The 24925-nt window shown below is 67.6% G+C and carries 20 protein-coding genes; 6 read left to right on the plus strand and 14 right to left on the minus strand.

What is annotated here, in order from left to right; genetic code table 11:
- Nucleotides 1-993: 993 nt before the first annotated feature.
- On the plus strand, nt 994-3006 hold the full coding sequence (locus LRS14_RS02220) for a diguanylate cyclase domain-containing protein (RefSeq protein ID WP_257798430.1): 2013 nt from the start codon (nt 994-996) through the stop codon (nt 3004-3006).
- Nucleotides 3007-3716: 710 nt separating this feature from the next.
- On the opposite strand, the gene LRS14_RS02225 is transcribed toward LRS14_RS02220, so the two are convergent.
- Nucleotides 3717-4049, minus strand: a complete 333-nt coding sequence (locus tag LRS14_RS02225) for an acylphosphatase (RefSeq protein WP_257798431.1) — start codon at nt 4047-4049, stop codon at nt 3717-3719.
- A 137-nt stretch (nt 4050-4186) separates the two neighbouring features.
- On the opposite strand from LRS14_RS02225, the gene LRS14_RS02230 reads away from it, so the two are divergent.
- Nucleotides 4187-4576 carry a hypothetical protein gene (locus tag LRS14_RS02230; protein WP_257798432.1) on the plus strand — a complete coding sequence of 130 codons (390 nt, stop codon included), beginning with the start codon at nt 4187-4189 and terminating at the stop codon, nt 4574-4576.
- 22 nt (nt 4577-4598) lie between these two features.
- Here the strand turns inward: LRS14_RS02230 and LRS14_RS02235 are convergent, their stop codons facing one another.
- The 3 genes from LRS14_RS02235 to LRS14_RS02245 form a co-directional block, all read right to left on the minus strand.
- On the minus strand, nt 4599-5237 hold the full coding sequence (locus LRS14_RS02235; protein ID WP_257798433.1) for a hypothetical protein: 639 nt from the start codon (nt 5235-5237) through the stop codon (nt 4599-4601).
- Entirely contained in the window at nt 5209-6189 is a 981-nt protein-coding gene (locus LRS14_RS02240) for a PEP-CTERM sorting domain-containing protein (RefSeq protein WP_257798434.1), read from the minus strand. Before LRS14_RS02240 ends, LRS14_RS02235 begins: the two co-directional genes overlap by 29 nt.
- Nucleotides 6190-6718: 529 nt before the next feature.
- Nucleotides 6719-7639 (minus strand): NAD(P)-dependent oxidoreductase, encoded by a 921-nt coding sequence (locus tag LRS14_RS02245; RefSeq protein ID WP_257798435.1) that lies wholly within the window; start codon nt 7637-7639, stop codon nt 6719-6721.
- A gap of 671 nt (nt 7640-8310) precedes the next feature.
- Here LRS14_RS02245 and LRS14_RS02250 point away from each other — a divergent pair.
- Nucleotides 8311-9069, plus strand: coding sequence for an SOS response-associated peptidase (locus tag LRS14_RS02250; RefSeq protein ID WP_404977519.1), 759 nt, complete (start codon nt 8311-8313; stop codon nt 9067-9069).
- A gap of 280 nt (nt 9070-9349) precedes the next feature.
- Here LRS14_RS02250 and LRS14_RS02255 read toward each other — a convergent pair whose 3' ends face one another.
- Entirely contained in the window at nt 9350-9751 is a 402-nt protein-coding gene (locus LRS14_RS02255; protein WP_257798437.1) for an HU family DNA-binding protein, read from the minus strand.
- A 217-nt stretch (nt 9752-9968) separates the two neighbouring features.
- Here LRS14_RS02255 and LRS14_RS02260 point away from each other — a divergent pair, with 217 nt between their 5' ends.
- The 3 genes from LRS14_RS02260 to LRS14_RS30165 all read left to right on the plus strand — a co-directional run bounded on the left by LRS14_RS02260 (nt 9969) and on the right by LRS14_RS30165 (nt 13632).
- On the plus strand, nt 9969-10559 hold the full coding sequence (locus LRS14_RS02260; RefSeq protein ID WP_257798438.1) for an H-NS family nucleoid-associated regulatory protein: 591 nt from the start codon (nt 9969-9971) through the stop codon (nt 10557-10559).
- A gap of 315 nt (nt 10560-10874) precedes the next feature.
- Nucleotides 10875-11411, plus strand: a complete 537-nt coding sequence (locus LRS14_RS02265) for a hypothetical protein (RefSeq protein WP_257798439.1) — start codon at nt 10875-10877, stop codon at nt 11409-11411.
- Between the two features lie 238 nt (nt 11412-11649).
- Entirely contained in the window at nt 11650-13632 is a 1983-nt protein-coding gene (locus tag LRS14_RS30165) for a tetratricopeptide repeat protein (protein WP_257798440.1), read from the plus strand.
- Between the two features lie 780 nt (nt 13633-14412).
- Here the strand turns inward: LRS14_RS30165 and LRS14_RS02275 are convergent.
- The 9 genes from LRS14_RS02275 to LRS14_RS02315 all read right to left on the minus strand — a co-directional run bounded on the left by LRS14_RS02275 (nt 14413) and on the right by LRS14_RS02315 (nt 24918).
- Nucleotides 14413-14709, minus strand: coding sequence for an acylphosphatase (locus tag LRS14_RS02275; RefSeq protein ID WP_257798441.1), 297 nt, complete (start codon nt 14707-14709; stop codon nt 14413-14415).
- A gap of 32 nt (nt 14710-14741) precedes the next feature.
- Nucleotides 14742-17222 (minus strand): DUF1173 family protein, encoded by a 2481-nt coding sequence (locus LRS14_RS02280; RefSeq protein ID WP_257798442.1) that lies wholly within the window; start codon nt 17220-17222, stop codon nt 14742-14744.
- Between the two features lie 41 nt (nt 17223-17263).
- Nucleotides 17264-17896: an OmpA family protein gene (locus tag LRS14_RS02285; RefSeq protein WP_257798443.1), complete on the minus strand. Its 633-nt coding sequence runs from the start codon at nt 17894-17896 to the stop codon at nt 17264-17266.
- Nucleotides 17884-19929 (minus strand): type IV secretory system conjugative DNA transfer family protein, encoded by a 2046-nt coding sequence (locus tag LRS14_RS02290; RefSeq protein ID WP_257798444.1) that lies wholly within the window; start codon nt 19927-19929, stop codon nt 17884-17886. Before LRS14_RS02290 ends, LRS14_RS02285 begins: the two co-directional genes overlap by 13 nt.
- Entirely contained in the window at nt 19926-21014 is a 1089-nt protein-coding gene (gene virB11, locus LRS14_RS02295; protein WP_257798445.1) for a P-type DNA transfer ATPase VirB11, read from the minus strand. The genes LRS14_RS02290 and virB11 overlap by 4 nt, the downstream gene beginning before the upstream one ends.
- The gene (gene virB10, locus LRS14_RS02300; RefSeq protein WP_257798446.1) at nt 21011-22339 is read right to left on the minus strand and encodes a type IV secretion system protein VirB10; all 1329 of its coding nucleotides are present in this window, start codon (nt 22337-22339) and stop codon (nt 21011-21013) included. Before virB10 ends, virB11 begins: the two co-directional genes overlap by 4 nt.
- A 70-nt stretch (nt 22340-22409) precedes the next feature.
- Entirely contained in the window at nt 22410-23357 is a 948-nt protein-coding gene (locus LRS14_RS02305) for a TrbG/VirB9 family P-type conjugative transfer protein (RefSeq protein ID WP_257798447.1), read from the minus strand.
- Nucleotides 23354-24148, minus strand: coding sequence for a virB8 family protein (locus LRS14_RS02310; RefSeq protein WP_404977520.1), 795 nt, complete (start codon nt 24146-24148; stop codon nt 23354-23356). The genes LRS14_RS02305 and LRS14_RS02310 overlap by 4 nt, the downstream gene beginning before the upstream one ends.
- A gap of 56 nt (nt 24149-24204) precedes the next feature.
- Nucleotides 24205-24918, minus strand: coding sequence for a type IV secretion system protein (locus LRS14_RS02315; RefSeq protein WP_257798449.1), 714 nt, complete (start codon nt 24916-24918; stop codon nt 24205-24207).
- Nucleotides 24919-24925: the final 7 nt, after the last annotated feature.

Raw genomic sequence — 24925 nt, forward strand, 5'->3', positions numbered from 1 at the left:
TTGATGGTCATGACGTGACTCACACAAATAATTGCTGACTACCTGCGCTGCCGTCGTCACGCTCGGTGCGTTGTTCACTGCGTCCAACCATGCCTTCGCGTCCATCGCTGCGCACCAATGAGCTGATTCGTGATTATCACCGCGTCGGGTCCGTAGCAGGTCAAGAACGCAACTGGCTCGACGCAGCAAGCACGCAGATCCAACAAGGTGCTGGGCTGGCCCCCTTTGCGGCCTCCAGTGGATGATGCGACAGGGCCTTGCAGGCACAGCTGATGGCCAGTTGCAGCGACGTCATGGATGACCTGCAGCTTGTATTAACCACCGCTGTTCAGGCTCCCAGGAATGCTGGACTGGGATGCGCTTAACCACTATTGCGTTGACCGAGCGGGTCCTAGGCAAGGAGCTGGCTCGCCTGGCGCCGGCGCGCCTGGAGCAGGTGCGTTTCGCGGTGCAAGAGGTCGCAGAAGGCGGCGATGCCCGGCCACGCTATCCCACGATGCTCCAGCGGCTGCGCGCCTGCAAACCGAGGCCGAGGCAGCCAAGCAGCGCGAGCGCCGGGGGGCGCTGGTTTGGATCCGCCAAGCGATCGTCGACTACGACCTGTCGCCGTCTGAGCTGGGCCTGCGCTGGGGCAACCCTGCGCTAGCTAGGAGCTCGTGTGGCTTGGGCCGCAATGCACAGCATGGCACTGTCAGCCACCGCCAGTAACGCTGCCGAGCATCGGCGTCACGTGATCGCGCGGCAAACGCCTTCGCTGCTGCGCGGGGCTGCGTGACCATCGCTCGACTCACACGCGAAGCACGCGGCTGCAGCTGCGCGCACAACGCCGAGGCGGCCTGAGCACCGCCATGTGCAACTTTCCCCCGCTCGGTCGAAGCCGGCGCCCGTGCGCATGCGGCAAGTTCAAGCTCGGCACGTCCATGCCGAAAACACATCGCAGCGCTCATTTCTCACTGGTTGGGCGCTCTCACCGGGTTGGTTGGAGTGCCGTAGATGTTGTGGATGCGTGCGTTGCAGAAGGCCACGGCTACCTTGAAGTTCAAGGTGGTGGCGGTGAGCGTGTTCAGTGGCGTGTTGAGCACCTTGGGCGTCATGCACCTGACGCTGGGCATCGCCTCCGACGAGTTGGCCAGTCAAGTCCTCACCCACGAAGGTGACTATGCCGAGTCGACGGCAGCAATGCTGGGCGACAAACTGCAAATGCTGCAGAGCGCCCTCAAGGCGGTGCAGGAACGCTCGCCCATCGACGCCTGGACGTCGTCCAATGCGATGCGGCGCTACTTGCTGGACAAGCCCGCGTTGACGCCGCTGTTCGACGCGATCACGGCACTGGATGTCTCGGGCGAAGTCCTGATCCGCATCGAGCATGGGATGCCGAGTGGACCGGCGCCAAACCAAGGCGGATCGGTGCTGTTTCAGCGAGCGATGACGACGGACCAGCCAACCGTATCCGATGCCACGGTGGGCAGGCTCTCTCAGGCACCCGTCGTCCTCTTAGCCCAACCGGCGGTGACCGAAAACGGTGCGCACGTGGGGTTGTTGGTGGGCTCGCTTCGGCTGCGCTCCACGAGCCTGTTCGCAGCGGCGAACCGCCGCAGCACGAGTGGCACGCGAGAGGTCGTCGTCGACCGGAAGGGGAAGATCCTGTCCCATCCTGACATCGACCAGGTGTTGCGCGCGGCTGTGGAGGTGCCGGGACTCGAGGCGCCTGTCAAGGCCTGGCTGGACCTCGGCGCGCCGATTGACACGCAGGCGATGTCATTCCCGGGCGATAAGTACCTTGTCTCGCTGGCCGGCATTCCGGGCTCCGACTGGGCGGTGATCCGCGCCACTGATCAAGCCGTTGCCCAAGCACCGGTGGCAGCGGCGCGTGCGCGTGGCTGGAAACTGGCCCTGGCGGCCGGCGGCGGTTCGGCACTGCTGGCTGGCTTGCTGGCGTTTTACGTTGCCCAACCGCTGGAGCAACTGCGCCAGCGGGTCGAGCGCCTGCGCTCGGCACCAGATGGCGACGAGCCCTGGCCGCGCCATGGCGGTGAAGTCGGCCAATTGACCACGGCCTTCCTGGACTTGCAGGTCGATCGCGCCCAGCGCGAAGCCAAGGTGGCGCAGTTGATGGCCCAGCTGCAGGTGGTCATGGAACATGCGAAGGTCGGACTGGCCTGGGTGCAGGGTGGCGAGTTCCGGCTGGCGAATGCCGAGCTGCACCGTGTGTTGAGTGCACCCGCCGACTCCTTGCCCGGCCTGTCCATGCGGCTGGTGCATCCCAGCGACGACGAGTACGAATCATTTAAGACCGAGTCCGCCAACGCGCTCACGGCGCAGGGCGATTACGAGGGAGAGATCGAGCTGGTCAAGCACGATGGCAGCCGGTTCTGGTGTGCCATCGAAGCGCGCGCCATTCGGCGTGGTGACCGCAGCGCGGGCGCGATCTGGACCTTTCGCGACGTCACCGAACGGCGTCAGCGCGACGATGCGCTGTCCTTCGAGGCTTCACACGACAAGCTCACCGGCTTGCACAACCGTGCCGCTTTCGAAGCCGAGCTGTCTCAAGCCTGCACGACACCGCATGTCGGCGTGGCCGCCCTGTTCATCGACCTGGATCGCTTCAAGCAGGTCAACGATACGGGTGGTCATGCCGCGGGTGACCGGATGCTGCAGCACGTCGCCGAACTGCTGCTGCGGTCCGTGCGACGCGATGACCTGGTAGCACGGCTGGGAGGCGATGAGTTCGCCGTGCTCTTGAGGAACTGCACCAGTGAATCCGCGGTCCGGGTCGCTGACAAGATGCGGCTCGCCATCGAGCGCCATGTCATGCCGTGGGACTGTCATCGGTTCACCATCGGTGCCAGCATCGGGGTGGTGCGGACAGACGACGGGCAAGCCACGGTCGAGGCGGTGCTGAGTTCGGCCGACGCTGCCTGTTATGCGGCAAAACGGGCAGGGCGCAACCGGATTGCTGTGGCAAGCGAGGTCACCACCACGACAGCGGCTGTCACGGTGCTTTGATTGTTTAGGCACCCGTCGCCAAGCGGGAGAGAACGCTCGCCGTGCAATCGCTTGAGCCATAGATGTGATGGACGGTCCTTCCACCCGGATCAGACCACGTTCCACCGAACCGCTACGTCAGAAGGCGTCGGAACTGGAAAAGTAGGGCGTCGTCGCACATTCGATGACACGCAAGTGAGCCCATCGTGAGTGCCAGCCATAGCCACTTGCGGCCGCTCAAGCGCACGACGCTACGGATGGCGCAGGGGCGATCTCAAATTGGATGGGTACTTGTGTCGATGGCTGTCCCGACGCGCCCGATGCGCGCGAGATTTGCGACGGTAGAGGGGCCGCACTGCAGGCAGCCGCCGCGAGCCAACTTACACAGGGGCGCTGCCCGACGGCAGTGCGCTGGAGCCGTTGCTAGGCGAGACCGGACGCCGTCCATCAGGCGCGTGTCGGGAAGTTTAAAAGGCGTCGCACGGAGGGGAGCACCCGCCGCGGTGCGTTCGGCAGCGCTGCCGGCGCGCTGGTGGGCTGAGCGGCCTGCGCCGGCAACGGGGCATGGCAACTGGGCAGGGTTGCACCAACAAGCTGACGACGTCGGTGCAGGCGGGCATCAAAAATTAAGGCCATGGTGGTCGCCGGTGGTGGTGGAGGCGCCAGCGTGCGCGACGCCCGCCGGGGTGATCACGGCCCAAGTCGGGGCCAGCGCCATGACCGAGGGGACATCACAGCGAAAAGCGCCGGTGGAAGGCCATGTCAACCGGCTGCGGGTGGGTGAATTGCCGCCATTCAACGTTGCGCACCTCGGTCAGCGCTGGCCCGTTGGCCAGCCAGCGGCGCATGGTGAGCAGTTGCTCCACCGAGTCATGCAACTCCAGCTCCACCGAGCCGCCCCCGCGGTTGCGCACCCAGCCCGCCAGCCCGATCTGGTGCGCCGTCTGCACACAGGCGTCACAGTAGCCAGTGCCTTGCAGATGCCTCCGCACGCGGGCACACCGGTGCTCCGTGGGGTCGTCCATCACCGCAATCGGACGCACAGGCGTGGCGAGGTTCATCATCGTGCCGACAGACCGTCTACAGCGTAGTCTGCCCGTCCGGTGAGGGCTGCATCCCCGCGTCCGGTGGGGGCGGAGGTGACCGAGTGGTGGCAATGGTGGCGGTGCGCGTGCGGGTAAGGCCGGCATGACCGAGTCCCGTGGCGATCAGCAACAGGCGTTGGCGGGCCGTGCCCGGTGCAGGTGAGCCGCACCGTGCTCACCGGCTGGCAGCCGCTGCGCATCGCCGTGCCCATCATCGCGTCGACGCTCGCCACCGGCACGCGGCAGTGGTACATGCCGTCTTGCTCCAGCCGGTGGTCACCGGCTACGTCAGCATGGTGCCGATGGCCGGGGGCAATGGCGCCTGGTTGTCCATCGTGCGCAAGGTCCCGGCCCACGTGGCCGCGCTTAGCCCGGTGCTGGTGCCGGTGCTGGTGGTGGCGCTGGTGACCTGCGCGCTGTTGGACGGCGATCCGCTTGGCCGTAACAAATGCTTGGCCATGGTGCTGTGCGTGTCCGGCGTGGCCGTGAACCTGCGGCCGCGGTGACGGCGCACCGAGTAGGCGGCAGTCATTTCACGGTTAGCAGGAAGTTCAGCGGGAAGTCCATGCGGCAGGGTATCCCGGCGCAAAGCGCCGGCTTGAACGGCGTGTGCATCACCACGCGCGACACGAAGTCGACCAGCACCGGATCGGCCTTGCCATAGGCCTTGACCTCGTCGACGCCGCCACTGCCGTTGACGGTGGCGACCAAGAACAGGTCGCCCTCGGCCAGCACCCGCTGCTGGCCCTTGCGCACCGCTTCCATCACCGGGTACAGGCCCGCGCGTGGAAACGGCGGCTCATCCGCGGCCGGCATGTCGTCATACCAGGCACGGATCAGCGCCTTCTCGGCCGGGCTCAGCTGCTCATAGGTGCGGTTCAGCGGCACGATGGCCCGTCCGTCCACGGCGATGTAGCCGGCGCGCATGACGCCGCCGGGATGCCTGATCACATGGACTGGTGCCGGCTCCGGGCTGGCACAACCCAGGGCGGCGAGGCCGGCGAGGGTGGCGCACAAGGCCAGGCAGCCACCGGAGCGACGAAGCAGCGACAAGTCAGGGCCCATACGATCTCCCGTGTGTTCGCAGGATGCTGCCACGCCCCGGTGCTGATCAGGCGGCTTGTTGAACGCAATCTTGTCAGGCAGCGGGCGCGGTGGCATCCGCATGCCCGCTGGCAGCGCGAGCCCGTCGGCGGCTGGCGCTCACCAGGGCCAGCAGGCCGAGCCCCGGCAGCAGCAGCAGGGCGGCGCCCGGTTCCGGCACCGGTGCCAGGGTCTCCAGTCCCATGACAATGGAGTCCGTCTCGCCCGTGCCAAAACCGAGGTCGAAGACGGTTTCGGTCTGCGCAGCGGCGAGCTGCGGTGCAAGCTCGCTCATACGTTCCAGCACCAGGGTCTGCCCGGAAGCCACCACGCCCGAGAAGCCGATGGCGGACCAGGTGAACGGCAAGGGAAGCAGCGACGAGTTGGTCACCTCATACCGGTAGCGATAGGCCCCGGATTGCGCATGGACCTCGCTGTTGAAGCTGATGACCTGCGCTTCCTGGCCGGTGTTGACACCCACGCGCCAGATCGAGCCGCCGACCTCCTGCAAGGGCTTTTCGGCGGCCATCGCCGGCAGTCGCCCGGTGCCCCCGAAGATCCCGGCGAAGGCGTGGTAAGTGGCGCCGGGACACACGAACGACACCCCGCACGGAAGAGAGCCGCCGCCAATGCTGCCGGTGAAGTCGGCCGTGCCCGACTCCACCACGATGGCCTGCAGGCCCGACTTCCGGATCTCGGTCGCTTCCACCACGCCGTTGCCAAAATCCTCGACGTAGAAGCCGAAGAAGTTGGCGCTCGACGCCTGCACCAGGGTGCGTCCGTTCTTGTCCCGCCAGTCCAGCTTGATGAAGGCATCGATGGGCGTCGAGGTGACCGAATAAGTTAGGTTGCACCGGATGAAGCCGCAATCGGCTTCGGAGCGGAGCACAACATCCTTGCGGCCGATAGGAAAGCTGACGCTGTAGCTGTGCTCGATCGGCTCTGGATCCGCGGCATACGCGGTCGAGGATAGCAACCCCGCCAATGCGGCAAGCATACGGATGAGGCGGGGCTTCTTGATCGGGCGTTGGCGCATGGAGACGTCCCCCTGGCTGAACTGCTGGCCTTCCCGGCGGGCTGGCCTGGGGCAAGGTATAGGCGCTTTGGCTTCACGCCGCACCCCTAGGTTCTTGCAACGCCAGCGCGGCAGAGACCGACGCGCCTGTACGGCCAGCGTTGGGAATGACAGGTCGCGCATATGGGCGCAGCAGCGAGCATTCGTCGTCCCGCCTCCCTAGTCCATTGGCTTGAGCGGCTCGATAGGGTGAATGCCTGTGGTAAGCGGTGAGCGCGGCCTCACCGCCTCTTTGACGGGCGACGTTTGACACGAGAGGGGCGCCCTGCTCACCGGGTGAGGTCCTCTCGCGTTCTCCCCTGCAGATACCAGTGGAGAGCCCGACCTCTGTGATGCCCGCTGGCTACGACGTCGAGGTGCGCGATTTGAGCCGACCGCTGGCTGTGCTGGCCGGGATCCGCCACCGCATGCCGCGGGCGTTTACACAGTCGCGCTGCAGCTGTAGGCGGCGGCGCATCCGCGCGTTGGCGGATCGGGCGAGGTCGCGCGTTCAACCGCCGGCGGGCTGCCCACCGCCGTCCGTGCGCGCTTCGATCGCCTTGATCACCGCCACCATGTCCAGCGCGCCATGGCCCTGGGCCATAGTCTCCTGGAAGAGGGCATGGGCCTGGTCCAGCAACGGGCTGGCCACTTGGGTGGCGCGGGCCTGTTCGGCCACCAGCCGGCTGTTCATCAGCACGTCGCGGATGGAAGCCTGCACCGCGAAATCCTGCGCCACCAGCTTGGGCAGCTTGACCTGCGACACGCTGCTGGCCATCGGGCCGGCGTCCAGCACCGCGCGCAACAGTGCAGTGTTCAGCCCGTGGCGCTCGGCGAAGTGGAAGGCCTCGCACAGTCCGGTGACCATCGTGATGAGGAACAGGTTGACTGACAGCTTCATCAAGAGCGCCGAGGGCACCGGGCCGCAACGGAACACGTGCCGGCACACCGGTGCCAACAGTGGGTGCACCTGCGCCATGTCGGCCGGCTCGCCAGCCAACATGCCCACCAGCTGCCCGGCCTCGGCGGGCTTGCGCGACCCGGACACCGGCGCCTCGACAAAACGGCCGCCGGCGGCGTGCACATCGTCGGCCAGCGCTTGCGAGAACGCCGCCGAGGTGGTGCCCATGTTCACCAGCAGCCTGCCGCGCAGCATCGCCGCGAAGCTTGGCGAACCACGTTGCAGCACTTGGTCCAGTGCCGCTTCATCGGCCAACATCGCGATGACCACCGGGGCCGCTGCAAACACCGCCTGTGGCGTGGGCAGCGGGACCGCGCCGGCTTCGCGCAGCGCTCGCAACGGGCCGGGCGAGCGGTTCCACACCGCCAGTCGTCGCCCGCCGGCCGTCATGTGACGCGCTAGGTTGAGCGCCATGGGTTCGCCCATCACACCCAGGCCAATGAAGCCGAGTTCCGCTGCACTGTCGGTCATGCTTGCCCCCTAAATCGGGCATGCAGCATAGCGCCGACGGGCGGCCGATGCGGCCTCAGCCCCGGCCGCGGCGGCACGCCGCAAAGCTGACCAGCGCGGCGCCCGGGCGGCATTCGAGCAGAGCTGCCGGACTCGGGCACCGCGGCCGCCTTCCCGTTCGCCCGCATGCGCGGAAGGGACAGTTCTTCCCGAGGCATGCTGGAAACGGCGCCCCGCAAACCGACATTGGGCTGCCCAGCTACTGCGGCGGGCAGCACGGGATCACGACTTTGATGGCCGCCGACCGAGGCGGCTAGGACGCCGAAGGCGGCACGCAGTGCCAGACCTGCATGTGCTCGAACTTTCCGCCGCCCTCCGAGTGCAACTGCATCCCGTGCAGCACCATGCCGCCGGCGTCCATCGAGATAATCTACGGGTCGAACAGCGGGAGCAGCAGGGATTGTCGTACCGTGCCAGGCACGCCAAACAAGTCCAACTTCTTCAGCGGGCGCCGGGCATTTGTCTCCGGCATCACCGTCAACTCCAACGCCCCAACCACTGGCTAGGGCCATTCGCCCCGCCGCAAGCGCCGGCCGGCCAACCGCAGCTGTGTCACAGCCCACTTCATCACAGTCCTTGGATCGCAGTCGACACTGTACCCATACAGTCCTCGCCTGCGTAGGATGCCCGGGATGTGCAATCGCTACCACCCAGCGCGCGCGGAGGAGATGACCTTCTACCGCGAGGTCTTCGGCGTCGAGGAGCCGCCTCGTGGCCACATTGGCGACCCCCTGTTTCCGCGTGACATCGGCCCGTTCGGCCAAGGCGTCTTCCTCCGCACGGCGCCCGACAGCGGACAACTGCAGGAGGTGCTCGGCCAGTGGGGCCTCATCGGCTGGTTCGCCAAGTCAGCCGTGCCCCCTCGCAAGCCGGGCCGCGGCGGGCCGATCCTGACGAACAACGCCCGGATGGAGACCATCGGGGAGAAGCCGACTTTCCGCGATCCATGGAAGCGTGGCCAGCGGTGCATCATTCCCGCGTGGTCGTATGTCGAGCCCAACTGGGAGAGCGGCCGAAATCAGTGGTGGCGCTTCCGCCGCGCCGATGGCCAGCCGTGGGGCATGGCAGGGCTGTGGAACACCTGGACGGACAAGCAAACCGGCGAGGTCGTCGAAAGCTACACCATGGTGACACTCAACGCGGACCACCACCCGCTGCTGAATCGTATGCACCGGCCCGACCCCACCCGCCCGACGACGATGCAGGACAAGCGGGCCGTGGTGCCCCTGCATCCGGCGGCCTTTGACGCGTGGCTGCGCGGGACCGTCGACGAGGCCACAGCCGCATTGGCGCTGCCCCATATCGATGACTATGACGCCGGCCCGGACCAGCCCTCGCTGCTCACCGGTGGCATTGAGAAGCAGGACCCTGACCAGCTGACGCTGCTCTAGTGCGCTTGCGGCGTGTTGGAACCTCGCCGAGACAGGCCCGGTGCGCGACATGCGCTTCCCGGACGACGGGCCCGAGCTGCTCACACTGGCGGGCGCCGGCAGATCCGAACAGCCCGCAGGGAAGACGCGTCACGGCAGGTGCGACGTGCGCTCTTTGATGACGGAGGGATGGGACATGGAGGATCCCATGGTAGGTGGCTGCTCGTCAGGCCCCGGCCGTGCGCGTCTTTGAAGGCGCACAGTCGCCACGCATGCCGGGCGCGATCCGGGGTGTGCCAACTTACAGCGCCGCGTCTTTCACTTTCTTGAGTGCACGCAGGCGCAGCTTTGTCGTCGCTGGCTTCGCAGCAAACGTCTGCTCCTGTTTGGTGAAGGGGTTGATGCCCACGCGCTTCTTCTTGGCGGGCACGGCAACGGCCGTCACCTTGAGCAAACCCGGCAACGTGAATTCGCCCAGTCCCTTTTTGTGCAGCGACGCCAGCATCGTGGCTTCAAGTCCGGCCAACACGGCTTTGACCTGCTTGGCATCAACGCCGGTCGTCTGCGCCAGGTGCGCCAGCAGGGAAGTCTTGTTGAAGGCAGAGGTGATGGGCTTCAGAGCCGCGCCGCTCGATTTCTTGGCAGCAACGGCCTTCTTGGCGGTGACGGTCTTGGCGGGCGTGGACTTCTTGGCAGTGACCATGAGGTAGTTTTTTCCTGAAAGTTGACGCGACGGTGTGTCAGGAGCGATTCTAGGCAAGCGCCACGCCTGAATGCCTGATGGCGCAGGTTTGTACTCACCAATTCGAAAAAAGCGCTTTGATAGCCATGACCAGTTTCCAATTTGTTAACGGCAGAAACCAATCGAGGTATTCCGTGATGCGGCATACTCCGATCTTCCTGATCCAATGAGACCGCCAATGGCAAAGAAGTCACTCGCCGATCTGCAGGCGCAAATTGAAAAGCTGCAAGCCGAAGCCAACCAACTTCGCGAACAGGAAAAAGCCGGTGTGGTGACCCGCATTCGTGAAGCGATCGCGGCCTACGAACTGACCGAGCGGGATCTGTTTGGCACCGCGTCGCGCGCGGCCGCACCGAAGGGCGGTCGTCCGTCAAAGGCCCGTGCAGCAGCCTATGCCGATGGCACAGGCAATGTGTGGGGCGGTCGTGGTCCGCGTCCACGCTGGCTGCGCGAAGCGCTGCAACAAGGCAAGTCCCTGCAGGACTTCGCCACGGGTGGCAGTGGTTCGAGCGCTGCGGCCAACAGCGCTTCCGCGCCCGCCGCATCGGACGCCAGCGGCGAAATTGCCCCACCGGCCGCTGGCCGCGGTCGCTCGCCGGCCAGCAAGAAGGGCCGTGCGGCCAAAGGCAAGGGCGCTGCGGGCAAGCGGCCGGTGAAGTACCGTGATGAGTCGGGCAACACCTGGAGTGGCCGCGGCCTGCAGCCCAACTGGCTCAAGCGGGCGCTGGCGAACGGCAGCGCCCTGGAGTCCTTCCGCGTGGAAGGCTGATCCGGGTCCTCACGTGCGTGTCGGCCAGTGCGACACGCGCGGCACGAGGGCCGCAGCTGTTCGATGTTGCCGACCTCCTCAGCCCGGACAGCGCAGCTCGATCGGCTGCCGTGGCTGCGGCATACCGAAGCCCTCTGCCCCAACTTGGCCTGTCACTCCTCTATCCCTGTGCCCAACCCGTTTGAGATCCCTGAAGTTCACAGTGCACCGAGCGCGGCGCGTCTGGCAGCCGAAGCCTTTTTCTCACAACGTCCAGCGGGGCAGCCTGACCCCGCACCTGTAGTCACCGTTGTCAAGGGCAGGGCGGAGCAGCCGGTGCTGCCTGACACCGCGCAGGCGCCGCCAGAGGACGCTGCTCGACCACCTCGTGTGTTTCGACTGCTAGCGCCTGCGTCAACCGAGGCGAGCTCGCAGACGGCGCTTGAGTCGGCGGCCGCAGGCGCGCAGGAACTTGCCGAATCGGAGACCGGTACCGCGGAGGTGCAAACCGCCGCTGGCCGCAAGCTTCGGCGGCGTTCGAGGCGGCAGCTGCACGGCGAAGTCACCATCACGCGTCCCAACGACACAGGCCCAGTCCCGACACCGGCGCCGGATGTGTTGGCCGAGCGGGTTTCGAGCGAAGCGCCGGCGCGCTTGGAGGTGGTGGGCGCGCAAGACCCGCGCTTGCTGGTGCCACAGGCCCCAGAAGGCGGCGACAGCTGGCCACGCTATCCCGCGCTGGTCAGGCGGCTTCGTGCGCTGCGAGCCGAGGCCGAGGAAGCCCGGCAGCGCGAGCGTCGTGAGGCCCTGGCCTGGATCGTCAAAGCGATCGCCGATTACGATTTGTCGCCGTCTGAACTGGGTTTGCGCTGAGGCAACTGGCGTCGCGCTAGAGCGGACGGTGACTGTTTGGTCGGCCACTGAGCGTCGCCAGCACCGATAGCCACCGCGGCTATCGGTGGCCTGCACCGCCATGGCTTGCACGCGTCCGACGCCAACCCGAGTCCACTCGCCGCCTTGGGCGTACCGCTCAAGGTGACTGGTCAGGCTCTTGTCCGCGCGCTACGGTTTCGCGATGACCAGCTTCCGGTACACACCGCCATGCCCTCCTGTGCAGGAAGGCGACGCCGGGAGCTTCGTCGCCCGTGCGCGTTGGTTCATGGACTACGGTGGCCCGGCGCGTGGTGACGCCGAGCCGGACCTGCGCCGGGCGATGGCACTTGACCCGAGCCTGTGGGAGCCGTGGTGGATGCTGGCGGAATTGGTGTCCGACGATCCGGACTTGCGGCTGCACCGTTATGACGAGGCGATCCGCCGCGGCGGCGGCGCAGGCGTTGAATTGCGCCGCGCTCACCACCTTTTTAGGCTCGACCGGTTCACGGAGGCCGAGCAGGCGTTCTCCAGGATCCTCGACGAGGACACGTCCGACAGCTTTGGTTTGGCCCTTGCGAGGCGCGATCGAGCCATCGCCCGGGTGCAGATCGGCGACTACGCCGGCGCGGTGAGCGACATGTCAAGGCCGGGTCTCGGTCCGGTGCCGTCTCACGTCCGGGAGTGGTTGGGCCGTTTGCAGTGGATTGCCGGTGACTTGGCCGGCGCGTACCAGACTTTCACGGCGGGAAAGACGGACAAGCCCGAGTTCTTCCGGATCTGGGCTCACCTGTGCCAAGTCGCTCACGGCTTGCGCCACTCGGCGATGCCATCCCTTGGACCTGCCGAGAAGGCGCCTGTTGTGCTCAGCGGCGCGTGTGTCTGCATGGGACCGGGCGGACTGTACTATTGCGACACCGGCCCGCCGCAGCCCGCCGTGTCAATCTGGGACGTGCTGACCGACCTCTTCCTCGACCGCATCACACCCGACGACGTGTGGGTGGTGAGTCGGTCTGCACTCGCAGCGTCCAAGGTTTGGCTGTCACCCGAATCCGAGGATGCGTGGCTGAAGTATGGCGACTATCGACCGAGCTATGTGTGGCGCAGTGAGCTGCTGTTTTTCATTGGCATGTGGTATCTGTCCAAGGACGACCATGAGCGAGCACGGCAGGCGCTAAACGAAGCTGCCCAAGACGACAGGTCCTGCTCGCTAGAGAGGATTGCAGCGCGCGAGCAGCTGCGGCGCATCTCGGAGTCTGCGGCATCTGAGGCTGTGCCGTTTCGTCCGCTGGAGCCGGCGCCACCGCCACCGCCGCATCCTCACCTGCAGAAGTTTGTCGAGCTCGACCTGAGCCTTCCCGAGTTGTGGCCCACCCGCGGCGGGCCGACCTTGAAGTTCGACGCACACGACCTTGGCGACAAGGGGCTGGCCACCTTGGTCGCGAGCCGCAACCTGCGCTATGTTGTCCGCCTGCTGCTCCAGGGCAATGGCATCACCGCCGCGGGTATGGCGGCGTTTCGCCGCAGTTCGTTCGTCGTCAACATTGCAGAGCTGGACCTGTCGGGTAACGCGATCGGTGATGAAGGGGTGCGTCAGCTGCTGGCCAGCGTTGCGCTGCTGGCCTTGGAGTCGCTGGACCTGTCCGACACCGGCTTGACTGATGCCGGGGCGCTATTGTTGTTGGACCAGGAGCACCTCCAGCTGCAACACCTCATCCTGGGCAACACGCCGCTGGACATGCCCGTGTGGCTCCGGCTGGCCGAACGGTATGGGGCGGCCTTGTATGCCCGCGGCATCTTCCGCACGCCCTATGAGCCGCCGTTCAACCCCAACCTCCTGGTGTGCTTCTCGAGCAAGATGAGCGAGCAGTCCTTATCGGGCCCAAGCGGCGGCGGTCCTTGCGAGCTGACCTTTCTGATGCGCGACCATGTCGAGAACCGTTGGAAGTGGGCTGCGGCAGGCCGATCCAAGGAGATGCAACCGTACTTTCTCGATGAGGTTCGGAGCGTCCGCGATTTCGAGAAGGATCTTGCTGGCTGGAGCGCCAAGGTGTACCCGCTTGAAGGCTATGGCGGCTTCACGCTGATCCGACAAGGGTGCCGTCCCCTCTCGCTCAAGTGCCCCGCCTGCGCCTCAACCTACGTTTGGCCGAGGATCGAGGTGGAGCCGGGCGAGGGGCGAGAGGCAGATCGCTTCAAATGCCCAAAAGGCCACGTCTTGTAATGGTTCCGGCACCTGCAAGCACTTAATCGACAACGGACCGCGTGCCGCCACCCGCGGTGACGCTCAAAACGCGGGCGAGCAAGTTGCTCAGGACCAGGCCGCGACAGAGGCCTTGTTCACCTGGGCGTAGGTGCGCAGTCGAGCGGCGGGGCCCGGTGTCGCGCCCCGCAGCGTCGTTGGATCAAACTGCGGGACGCCATCACGGTTGCGTCTGACACAGCCAGAGGGACTCGGCTGGGTGGCGTTTGCAGCGCTCCTGGTCCTGCATGACGATCACCTGGGCGAGCAAGTCGGCCAAAGCGAGCAGTCGAAGAGGGTCATGGGTCACTGGCAGTGCGATGGAGTGATTGCAAAACGCGTGTGCAGGGCAACGACTTCCGCTATGAGTAAGCCACCCCGGAAGCGGATGGGGTCTGCAACGTCAGTGGCCCAAGCAGACCCTTGCCAACGGCGCGGCGCTGGAGTTATTCCGAGTCTGGGGCTTTGGGCCCGTTCAGGCCCGTGTCGGAAAGTTCGACACCCGCCGGACGGCGGGAAGCACCCGCCGCGGCGCGGTCAGCCGACCCGGCAGGGGGCTGGTGGGCTGACAGACCTGCGCTGCCGGCAACGAAGCTTGGCAACTGGGGCAGGTGCGCACCAACGAACTGACGACGTCGGTGCAGGCGGGGCAACGAATCAAGGCCATGGTGGTCGCCGGTGGTTGTCGAGGCGCCAGCATCGGCCACGCTGGCCGCGCTCACCACCGCCCAAGTAGGGGCTCGCGCCGCGTCCGAGGGGTCGTCACAGCGACAAGCGCCGGTGGAAAGCGATGGCCACCGGCCCCGGGTGGGTGAGCTGCCGCCATTCGATGTTGCGCACTTCGGCCAGCGCCGGTCCATGGGCAAGCCATAGCCGCATGGCGAGCAGTTGCTCCACCGAGCCGTGCAAGGCCACCTCCACCGAGCCGTCCTTGCGGTTGCGCGCCCAGCCCGTCAGTCCGATTCGACGCGCCGCCTGCACACACGCGTCGCAGTAGCCTGTTCCGTGCAGATGCCCCCGCACGCGGGCACACCAGTGCTCCGTGGGGTCGTCCAGCACCGGGGTGGGACGCAGAGGCGCAGCCAAGCTCATCATCGTGCCGACGGGACGTCTACCGCGCAGTCTGCCCGTCCGGTGAGCGCCTGCAGCCCCTCGTCCGGTGGGGGCGGCGGTGATGGCGTGGTGTGCGACATGAAGGTGGCGTTCCGGCGCGCCGGCCAGGCCGGCATGACCGAATCCCGCGGCGACCAGCACCAAGCGGCGGCGGGCCGTGCGACCGCCTCGTTCCCGTCGTCCGACACCATAAACAGCGGCGTGGGTGCGTCGTCCGTGTCGGTGAGCACCGCGGCCGGCAATGAGGCGCCGGTGAGTTGGTAACGCAGCGGCTTGCTGAAACACCGTCCCGCCTGCACCAGCGCCTGCAGCAGCTGCGCCTCGAAGCCATCGTCCGCCGGCAGCCAGGTGGCGGTGGTCAACATCAGGCAGACCTCCACCAAGGTGGGCCGGCCGACGTCGGACAACAGGGCCGTGGCCAGCAGCACCAGGTGAAGATCCTGCTCGGCGCCCCAGGTCGTCAGCTCCGCCTCGAAGTGCCGCGCCAGGCGCCGCATCAAGGTCGCATCCAGCCAGCAGGTCACGTCCGGCAGGTGCTTGAGCACCGCGTGGTGCCCATAACGTGCCGGCACGAGCTCTTTGAGCTCGGCCAGCACCAACAGCAGCGGCTGCGGCTGGCCCGGCCGGGGCAGGGCGCACGCCCACTGCTGGCGCCGCCGCTGGGCCAGCACCTCACGCTGCGCCACGCTGAAGACCTCCGGCACGTACAAACGAGCCGCCAGCGGCTGCCCGCCGATCGTGGTGCGCCGCGCGGCCCGCAGCAGATGGCGCCGCACCGTGCCCCAAGTGCGCCGGCCCGCAAAGCCCGGATGCCAGCGGTTGAGCTCGGCTTGCTCCCACAGGTAGTGCAGCAGCCCGCGCAGCGTCAGCCGGCTGCCCGGGCTGCGCACGCTGCCGCGTGGCTCGCCGGTTGCTGGCGCGCCAGGACGCCCGGGCCGCTGGCTGAGCGGGAAGTTCACTCGCAAGCTGACCAGGCCGGTGGTGACATCCTCCTGAATCGCGGGCGCCACCTCGCCACGGCCCGACCACTCGACGGGCGGTTCATAGGAAGCACAGTCTGGCGCATGTGCGGGGCCGGTGTCGGGCATGCGCTTGATGAGGTAGGTTGGACCCCAGTGCGCGATGTACATCGGCACGCCCCTGGGCTGGCACAGGCAGCGCGGGCGCAGTCGCTGCGCATAAGCTTCGGCCACGGCGTCCGGGAAGGCTGGGCTTTGAGGCGCCAGCACGACGTCATCGAAGGCATAGCAGGCCGGACGGCTGTCGACGTTGCCGTTGCTGTCCATGGCCTCACCGTGTGGGCGCCGTGCGGTCGCGCGTGCGGCTGCGCTCGGGGGCGCCACCACCGGCCGCTGCGACGGTGCTTCACGGTCGTACACCGCCACCTTGGGCGTCTGGCCGGCCCGCAGGCGCTGCGCCAGCTGTTCGGTCGCTGCGGCCAGCACCGCCTCACGCTGTGCCGGTGGTACCTTCTTGTCGACCAGGATCGCTTCGATGGCGGCAATGACCGCCTTGCGCCCGCCACCACCCCGGCCGCTGCTGCCCTTTTGGGCGTCGGGCGACGTGTTCGCCTCGGGCACCGCTTCGATGCGGTTGCGCTGGCGCGCCTCCCGCTCCTTCGCCAGCACCTCGAGGTCGGCCGGGTTGGGCTCATAGCCCAGCGCCTTGACGCCGCGCACCGACGCCTCCAGCCACACCAGGCGCTTGAACTCCTCGTTGCCGGACACCCTCAAGGCCCGCCAATTGCGCGCCTCGGCGACGTCGATCATCGAACGCGCCACCGATGGGCTGTTGGTGTCGGTCGACAACTTGAAGGTGGATTCGGTGAAGGCCACGCGGGTGGTGTCCCCGCGGAAGCGGTATTCGGTGCGGCCCACCTGCACATCCCCCAGCGTCACGGCGGCGCGCTTGATGACATACCGGTCTTTCAGCGCGGCTTCCAGTTGGGCCAAGCGCGTGCTGCGGTCGGCCGCCTGGTCGATCTCGGACAGCGGGCCGCTGCTGCGGCTAGTAGGCGCCGGCGGGTGTCGATCCGCGGCCGCATGGCCCGGCACAGCAGTCGCGGGCCTGATGTCCTCCTGATGCGCCTTGGCTTGCCCGGTCGTTCCCAGATCTGGGACCTCGTCCCGCGTGGTGGCGACCGCCGGCGACCGAGGGGCTGCCGCCGGTCGCTGCGGCCCGCGCTGCCATTGCCCGTCGACCTTGTCGACTTGGCTGCGTTGGCCGTCCGCATCGATCGCCACAAACCGCCGGCTGCCGAGCTGCTCGGCCTTGGCGACCATGTCCGGCCATCGGGTCGTTGTGTACAGCACCTCGGCGAAGGGATCACGCAGCTCAAAGCGTTCTCCCGCTTGCTCGGGCGCCGTCTGGAAACGCGCCTTGGCAACCGTCGCGCGGTTGGCAGGCTCCACACTGCCGCCGGCGGGGGCAGGACGGGCGGGAGAAGGCACATCGTCCATGGCAAGCTCCTTTGGCTGTACAAAAGATCGGACTTAGGTGCTCAAGGCAACATCGCCCCGGCTGCCAGCGCCTGGGCACTGAGCGCCACAGGCGCCACGCGGTACAGCTCGATCTCCACCCGGCGGTTCAGATCACGCCCGCTGGGGCTGCTGTTGTCGGCCACGGCATCCCCGGACGGCTGGTACGTGGCCCGGATGCGGGACGGCTCGATGCCCGCCGCCACCAGCAGGTCGCGCACGGCGTGCGCACGCTCGCGTGCGATGCGCGCCTCAGCGAAGCTGTCGGTGCTGCCGTCGGTGCGGCCCCGCAGCAGGACCAGCGGCGCTTGCCGTGCGGCTGGCAGCAGCGCTTGCAGCACCTCAGCCGACAAGTTCACCTCGTGGCTGCCGTACGCAAAGCGCACCGTGATGACGGTGTTGCCCAGCGGCGCCGGAGGAGCGCTGGGCACCTGCTGCGCCCACTGCACCAGCCGGTGGGCGTGTTGCGCCACCTGCTCCCGCGACTCGCGCAGTTCGATGCGGCCGTTGTGCAGCGCATGGCGACAGCTTTGCAACGCCACCGCCTCCGGCGTGTTGATGGGACGCCGTGGTGCGTCGTCCGCGGTGGGCAGCGGCGGCGGGCTGCTGCAGGCCGCCAGCGCGGTGGTCACGAGACTCAGGGTCAGGATGCGCATGGCAGGTCTCCTGTAGGGAGCGCGGGGCTCGCACGATCCAGGCGTTCGACCTCGGGTCCACTGGCCAACACACCGTCTTCGTCGGGCTCCGGCTCGATGGCACCGCCTTCAATGGGCTGCGCTGCCTCGACAAAACAATTGAGACACTGGCGTGCCGCGTCATCGGGTGCGCCGTCAAAGCGGTCGGGCAGGGGGCTGAAGTCCATGGCCAGGCGATCGACCGACAAGGTGGCATCGGCGGGCAGGTCCTCCGGCAGCAGCCGCACCCGCCGCTGCACCTTGGCCAGGTGCAGGTCCAGGTCCATCGCCGGCACCACCGGCGGTGGCCGCAATCGGGCCCGGAAGACCGGGTCCTGGTGGTAGCGGATCTTGTCGCCGAGGATGGGCTTGCAGTGTTCGGCCACGATCACCAGCCGTTCGCTGCCGAGCTCCTTGAACTCCTGCGGCAACAGCAAGGCACGCCGCTGGTCACTCTCGTTGCGGCTGACACTGCTGGCGCTGCGCCCGCTGAAGGACCGGCTGCGCCCGTGCGAGGTCGCGCGTTCGGTGAAGGTGCCCAGCATCGCGCTGTACTCGTCCGCGTCACGCTGTTCCCGCGGCGCAAACAGGATCTGCAGCCCGTGGTTGGTCGCAAACGTGCGCGCTTCCTTGTCGCCGTATACCGCGTCGAGCTGCGACATCGCCTGCACGACGGTCAGCAGGCGCAGGCCATAACCCGCCAGGAAGGCAGCCGCGGTGCTGATGATTGGCACGCGCCCCATCGCGGTGAACTCGTCGTTCACCAGCAGGCACTGCACGGTCAAGGACGCATCCTGGCTCGGCAGCTGCTGGGTGTTCAAGCTCACCAGTTGCGAAAAAAACAGGTTCAGCAGCGGCCGGGCATTCAGCAGCCGATTCGGCGGAATGCGCACGTAGACCGACAGCCGCTGACGGCGCAGGTCCTGCAGCCGGAAGTCGTCGCCGCTGGTGGCGGCGTCGACCACCACATCCGCGAAGATGGTCAGTGGTGCATGGAAGGTGGCCACGACGCTGGACAGGGTGTTGTCGGAGTTCGACAGCAGCCGCTGTAGCGCGTCAACACACTCATCCGACAGCGCCGGCAGATCCTTCGTTGGAGACTCACGCCGGCTGCTGATCAGGCCTTGCAGGTGGTCCTTCAGCGGCTGCCCTTGGCCCGAGGACTGCCGCAACATTTCGCCGAGTGTGCGCGGCCACAATGGTGTCTCCAGCAGCAACAAGCCGAGCCCGAGGAACAGGTTGCGCGCCTGGTCGTTAAAAAACGCTTCCGACGACGTCCCGCTACCGTCGTTCGGAAAAAACACCTGCCCAATCGTCAGCAGGTCGATCACGCGGTGCAGCGGCGACGTGCGCACCGCCGACAGCGGGTTCCACCGGTGGCTGCGGCCGGCCTCATCGAACGGCGAAAACGCCCACACCGCCTGCCCGTGTTCCGCGCGGTAGCCCGCCGTCAGGTCGTAGTTCTCCCCCTTGATGTCCAGCACCACCACCGAGTCGGGCCAGTTGAGCAGGTTGGGGATCACCACACCCACGCCCTTGCCGCTGCGGGTGGGCGCCGAGAGCATCACCGACAGCGGGCCGGGCAGGCTGAGGAAACGGCCGCGGTGGCGACCGAGCAGGATGCTGGGGCCCGCGGTCGAGCGCGCGCCGGTGAGGCCGGCCCGACGGACCTCCGCCGGCGTCGCAAATCGCGCCGCGCCGTGCAGCGCGCGCCGCGGCCGGGCCGCCACCACCAGGCCGATGGGCAGCAGCAGGGCCAGTGCGCCCGGCAAGGCGGTGCACAGCAGCAACGGCCGCTGGAATTGCGGCGCGGCGCCATAGGCCTGCCAGTAGTCGAGGATGCTGAACCAGCTGGCCTGGCGCGGGTCGGCGCGGTGCCAGAGCAGGAACAGCCATCCAGCGGTGTACAGGGCGCCCACCACCAGCGCCCCCAGTACACCCACGATGAACACCGCTGCAGCCATCTGCCGGCTGCGTGGCCAGGCGGTCAGCGTCGGGCCGGCGAGGGTGCTCATGGCCGTGCTCCAAGGGGTTCATCGCTCAGCCGCCGTTGAGCCCGGGGCCGGTACAACAGCTCGCTGACATGCCGCCCCTGCGCATCGCGATCGATCTGCACCACAACGTCGATCACCGTGTGCAACAGGCCGTGAATTTCGGGCAGGCTCAAGCTGCCACCGGCGCCGCTCTCGCGGATCATCAGCGCCATCTGCGACAGCGCCAGCGCGCAGCTGCCGGCGTGCACGCTGGTGATGCTGCCCGGGTGCCCCGACGCCGCCAGCCGCACAAAGGAAAAACACTCCTCGCCGCGCACCTCGGCCAGGAACAGCCGGTCGGGTTTCATGCGCAGGCTGGCCTCGAGCAGCGTGCGCGCGGTCACCGCGCTGCCGGGAATATTGCGGCTGTAGAACAGGTGCACCACGTTCGGGTGGTGGTCCAGCGCCAGTTCCGCCGTGTCCTCGATGGTGATCAGGCGCTCGTTGGTCGGCACCTCTTCGATGAGCGCCTTCATGAAAGTGGTCTTGCCACAGCCAGTGCGGCCGCTGACGACGATGGTCTGCCGCGTTTGCACGGCCAGGCGCAGGAAGGCGGCATAACGGCCCGCGGCCTGCAAAGATTGCAGTTCTTGCTCCAGCGGCGACAGCGTGTCGCCGGTGGCGGTGGCCACCCGATCAAACAGGCCCTCGTGGTGCAGTTGATCCAACCGCTTGACGACGGCCGATGGCTTGCGCACGGTGATCGACACCGTGCCACGCGGCACGGCCGGCGGAATGACCACCTGCACCCGCTCGCCGGTGGGCAAGGTGGCGGCCAGCAGCGGCCGCTCGGCATGGATCTGCTGGTCGCAGAAGGTGGCCACCGCCGTCGCCAGTGCGAGGCAGCGGTCGTAGCTCATGGCCGGTGCTTCGACCGTCTGCCAGCCGTGCAGGGTTTCGACCAACAGCTCACCAGGGCGGTTGACACACACCTCCAGCACACCGGGCGCATCGAGTGCCAGACGCAGCGGCTGCAGGAAATTGATCACCGAAGTGGCGTCGCCGCACCAGGCGGCCGGCGCGGCGCAGAGGGGGACAGCCCCTTGCAGGTCCAGCTTGGTGTTCATCGCGCCCCCGGGTGCAGTTCGTAGACCGACGAGAAGTCGACGTCACGCGCAACGTAAATGCCGACCAGCCCACCCTGGTGCTGGCTGAGGAGCGGTGGGATGTTGATGGTGGACTCGAGCACCTTCTCGGCCAGCTGACTGGCGTTGCCGGTGCTCGACTGCAGCACCACCGTGTCCCTGTTGGCGCTGTTCTGGTTCTGCACCACCACCTGCAGCGCATCGTCGATCAGCGAGACCAGCATGGCCGCGCCCAGGCGCTCGGTCCAGCGGTTGTCAACATAGCCTTCGAGGCCAGATTCGCCCAAGGGGCCGGTGGCCGGGGACTCCAGCGCGACCACCACGCCCAGCGGCGTGCGCACCCGGGTCCACAGCACCGGGATGCGCACCGTGCCCGGCCGCACGGCCGCCACGCGGTACTCGCCGTCGAGGTGGCTGCCACGCTCGATCAGCAGCACGCGGCCGTCGTCGCTGTAGACGTTGCGCTGCACCTGGCAGCCCACCAGGCCGGCGGTGGCACTGACCACCCGGGTCTTGAGCGCACAGGTGAAGGCGGTGCCCTTAGGCAGGGTCAGGCTGCGGTGGCCCAACGTGCCGGCAACAACCCGTTCGGTCGAAGAGGCGGGCAGGGTACCGCCGAGCAGCCCGGCGGCGGGCGGGCGACGTCCTTCGGCCTGGGGGCCGACCGGCGGTCCGAGCAGGGGGCCGGTCGGTGTCGAACCGGGCGTGGGCGCCGTCGTTTGCGCGGTGCCCTGTTCGAGGCTGCGCAGCAGACCTTGCAACTGCCGCTGGTAGCCCTCCAGGCGCTCGCTGGTGGCGGCCAGGGCCGCGTTGGGATCGTTGTTGGCGGATACCGAGGGCATTGCGGCCGGCGGGCTGCGCGGAGTCGACGTGGTGCCGGGGCGGCTCGTCAGCAGCAGCACCGGCGCGTCCTCGGGTGCCACGGGCGGCGGCCCGCCAGGGTTGGTGCCTGCCGTGCCGGTGCGGCGCACGGGGATGGGCTCGGCCAGTGGTGCCGTTGGGTCGAGCGCGGGGATGAGCGGTGCGGCGGAAGCGGCTGCCAGCGGGGCGCTTGCCGCGATCTCCGGCACGGTCAGGTCCAGCCGTCGAGGGACCGTGGTGGCGGCCGCAGGTTGCTGCGCCGCTTGCGGCGCATCGGGGGCTTTAGGGGCGCGCAGGCGGCTCAGGCCCTGATGCAGCCAGGCACCGCCGGCCAGCGCCGCGGTGACCAGCAGCAGGCTCAGGGCCAGCAGGCTCTTGCGTGACAGACGCAGCGGCGGCTTAACGCCAACATGTGGGATGCCGGGTTCGCCGGGCAGCGGCTGCATCGTGTGCTGGGCGGCCGCCGGCGCCGGACCGGTCCTTGGCTCCCCTGGCAGGTCGGCGCGTGGAAGGGCATCACTCATCGCCGTCTCCTGTTGAGGTTGCAGGCGCCACGGGCGCATGGAGCGGTTGCGGAGGGTGAACAGGAGCGTCGTGGACCGGGTCGCTGACACGCTCTCCCTTGAGTCGCCGAAGGACGCCCGGCACTGTGGTGCCGCCTGTCGGCGGCATGCCGTCCAGGTCGAAGGCGTCGTTCCAGACGGCCACCACGGCCTGGCCGGCTCTCAGGGTGAGCCGGCGCGCCACGCGGTCCACCACCAGCAGGTCACCTTCCATGCGCACATTGACCAGTGCCTCACGGCCGTCGCCCAGGACCTGGAACACCGCCGGTACCTCGCGGTTGCCCGCAAAGCGCAGGTAGGTGAAGCGTCCGTCGTCGAAGATGAGCGACGGCAGGATGTCCTCGGAGCCCGCGCCTTGCGCAATGGAGTAGGCGGTGTTGCGGATGGCCGGCTGCGCCTGCAGCCGGTCGGCCACCAGAGTCGCCGGGTCGATCTGCATAACCGCGGACAGGGGCGGCAGCGGCCTTGCCGCTGGGGCGACGGCTGACGGCGGCGCGGGCACTGGTGCGCGCACGGTGAGCCGGTACACCGGCAGCTGGCCACGGCCGCCGTCGACGACTTGCAGCTGGAAGTTGTGCACCCGTCGATCGGTGACGACCGCCAGGGTGTTGTCTGCGCGTGCACCAGTTTTTGCCTTGACGAAGACATGGCGGCCACCCGGCTGGGCGGCGATGCACCAGACGGCTTCTGGCTTGCTGCAGTCACCACCCAGGCCCACACCCACCTCGGCGATGGCTTCATCGGGGTCGAGCACGATCAAGGTCACGACGCCACGCTGCACGGGCACACTCAGCACGGCTTGCGGGTCGTAGAACACGTCACGCAGCCGCGGGTCGGCTGTTGCGGGCGGGATCAGGCCGGCCCACAGCGCCGCCAGCAGTGTTGCTCGCAGGGCCGTCATGGCTTGGCTCCAGCTGGGGACGAATTGAGTTCAGGGTCCGATCGGTAGGCCGTCACCACAAAGCCAAACGGGTTCTCCAGGCGGTCACGTTCGTTGGCCAGCACTCTGGGCTGGTACTCGAAGACGACGCTGGCGACGTGGCGCGTGGTGGTCTCCGGCGTCTGGCGGTCGCTGCGGCGGGCCACCTTGTCGTAGGTGACGGTGGCGTCGCCTCGGTTGCCGCGACGGCCGGACGGCGACAAACGCACGCCGATGACCTGGATCCGCCACTCCTCCGCGGCGGCGAGCTTTTTGTGCAGCGCGGCGTCGCCTTCGAACTGCCGGTTGTAGTCGGCGAAGACTCCCGGCACCGCCATGCGCGCGACCTGGTCGAAGTCGCGCTGCAGGAACATCCAGCTGTAGCCTTCGCGGGCGCGCACAAACGTGGCCAGGTTGTGCTTGTCCAGGGCGTCCAGGGCCGGGATGGATTCTTCGGACAGCCGCTGCTGGATGGTGGTTTCGCCGGTGACGCGGTCGACGACGATGGGGATCTCAACGACGCGTCGCAGTGGTCCTTGCATGAACACAGCGGTGATGCCGAGCAGGCCCAACAGGGCCCCCGCCAACGCCACGCGCCAAGCGCGGCGCTCGGAGCGCTCAAGCAGCAGGCCGCGGTCCAGCTCCCAACTTCGGTTGCCAGCAAACACGTCGTCCGCGTCCGATTTTGTGACCGGCAGCTGCGCGGGCCGTGTCCGGGGCTGTGAGCGAAGGCGGCGCATCCGGCGGCATCGCGGCCTCGGAGGGTGCGGCATCGGGCCATGCGGCGGCCCCGCCTGGTGTCAGGACGGCGTTCATGAGGGCCTCTCGATCAGGGCAGGTAGTCGGCGATGCGGCCGGTGCGGCTCAACATCTCGTACTGGCGTTCACGCTCGCGGGAACGCGCAATGCGCTCCTCGCTGTCGGCCAGGCCCTGCAGCATCTGCAGCTGCGACATCTCGTGCGCCAGCAAGGCGTTTTCGGCGCCGATGCGCGCCTGGATCTCCTGGACGGACTTCTGGTCGGTGGTGGCGTTGATCTGGCCCATCAAGGCCTGGATCTGGCCGAGCCGGCCTGCTGCGGCACGCATGGCGTCCTGCACCAGGCCTTTGTGCTGGTAGGGCTGGGCCAGCGCCGACTGGCAGGCCAGGCGAGCGTCGCCGGAGCGGTCGGCACAGTTGTAGACCATGCCGACGTCGCGCAGGGCCTTGGCGGTGGCGCTGAGGCCCGAATAACCCGAGATGTTGACCGCATTGACGACGTGATGGGCCTCGGCCGGAATGTAGTTCTGCAGCGCCGGGTTGTTGAAAACCGCGCCCAGGCCACGGATGCCGTTGAGGCTGTTGATCTGGGCCTGTAGCTGGGTGATCTGCTGCACCTGGTTCTGGATGCCGGTGATGTCGTTGGCCACCTGCTGGATGGTCTGTGCCAGGTTGGCGGCGTCGATGACGGGGATGCCTTGGGCGACGCTCGCACTCGGGGCGAAGCCACCGCCCACCGCCAGGGCACACATTAGGCGGGCAAAGCATCGGCGCAGGTAGGCCATGGCAGTC

Source organism: Aquincola sp. J276 (assembly GCF_024700035.1).
Lineage (GTDB): Bacteria > Pseudomonadota > Gammaproteobacteria > Burkholderiales > Burkholderiaceae_C > Aquincola > Aquincola tertiaricarbonis.

Bases quoted from the DNA above. Each gene is read 5' to 3' on its own strand.
- virB10 (WP_257798446.1), bottom strand. From the start codon at position 22,339: ATGCAGCCGCTGCCCGGCGAACCCGGCATCCCACATGTTGGCGTTAAG.
- LRS14_RS02250 (WP_404977519.1), top strand. From the start codon at position 8,311: ATGTGCAATCGCTACCACCCAGCGCGCGCGGAGGAGATGACCTTCTAC.
- LRS14_RS02220 (WP_257798430.1), top strand. From the start codon at position 994: ATGTTGTGGATGCGTGCGTTGCAGAAGGCCACGGCTACCTTGAAGTTC.
- LRS14_RS02280 (WP_257798442.1), bottom strand. From the start codon at position 17,222: ATGGACGATGTGCCTTCTCCCGCCCGTCCTGCCCCCGCCGGCGGCAGT.
- LRS14_RS02235 (WP_257798433.1), bottom strand. From the start codon at position 5,237: ATGCGGATGCCACCGCGCCCGCTGCCTGACAAGATTGCGTTCAACAAG.
- virB11 (WP_257798445.1), bottom strand. From the start codon at position 21,014: ATGAACACCAAGCTGGACCTGCAAGGGGCTGTCCCCCTCTGCGCCGCG.
- LRS14_RS02285 (WP_257798443.1), bottom strand. From the start codon at position 17,896: ATGCGCATCCTGACCCTGAGTCTCGTGACCACCGCGCTGGCGGCCTGC.
- LRS14_RS02255 (WP_257798437.1), bottom strand. From the start codon at position 9,751: ATGGTCACTGCCAAGAAGTCCACGCCCGCCAAGACCGTCACCGCCAAG.
- LRS14_RS02305 (WP_257798447.1), bottom strand. From the start codon at position 23,357: ATGACGGCCCTGCGAGCAACACTGCTGGCGGCGCTGTGGGCCGGCCTG.
- LRS14_RS02240 (WP_257798434.1), bottom strand. From the start codon at position 6,189: ATGCGCCAACGCCCGATCAAGAAGCCCCGCCTCATCCGTATGCTTGCC.
- LRS14_RS02315 (WP_257798449.1), bottom strand. From the start codon at position 24,918: ATGGCCTACCTGCGCCGATGCTTTGCCCGCCTAATGTGTGCCCTGGCG.
- LRS14_RS02290 (WP_257798444.1), bottom strand. From the start codon at position 19,929: ATGAGCACCCTCGCCGGCCCGACGCTGACCGCCTGGCCACGCAGCCGG.
- LRS14_RS02245 (WP_257798435.1), bottom strand. From the start codon at position 7,639: ATGACCGACAGTGCAGCGGAACTCGGCTTCATTGGCCTGGGTGTGATG.
- LRS14_RS02310 (WP_404977520.1), bottom strand. From the start codon at position 24,148: ATGCCGCACCCTCCGAGGCCGCGATGCCGCCGGATGCGCCGCCTTCGC.
- LRS14_RS02225 (WP_257798431.1), bottom strand. From the start codon at position 4,049: ATGATGAACCTCGCCACGCCTGTGCGTCCGATTGCGGTGATGGACGAC.
- LRS14_RS02260 (WP_257798438.1), top strand. From the start codon at position 9,969: ATGGCAAAGAAGTCACTCGCCGATCTGCAGGCGCAAATTGAAAAGCTG.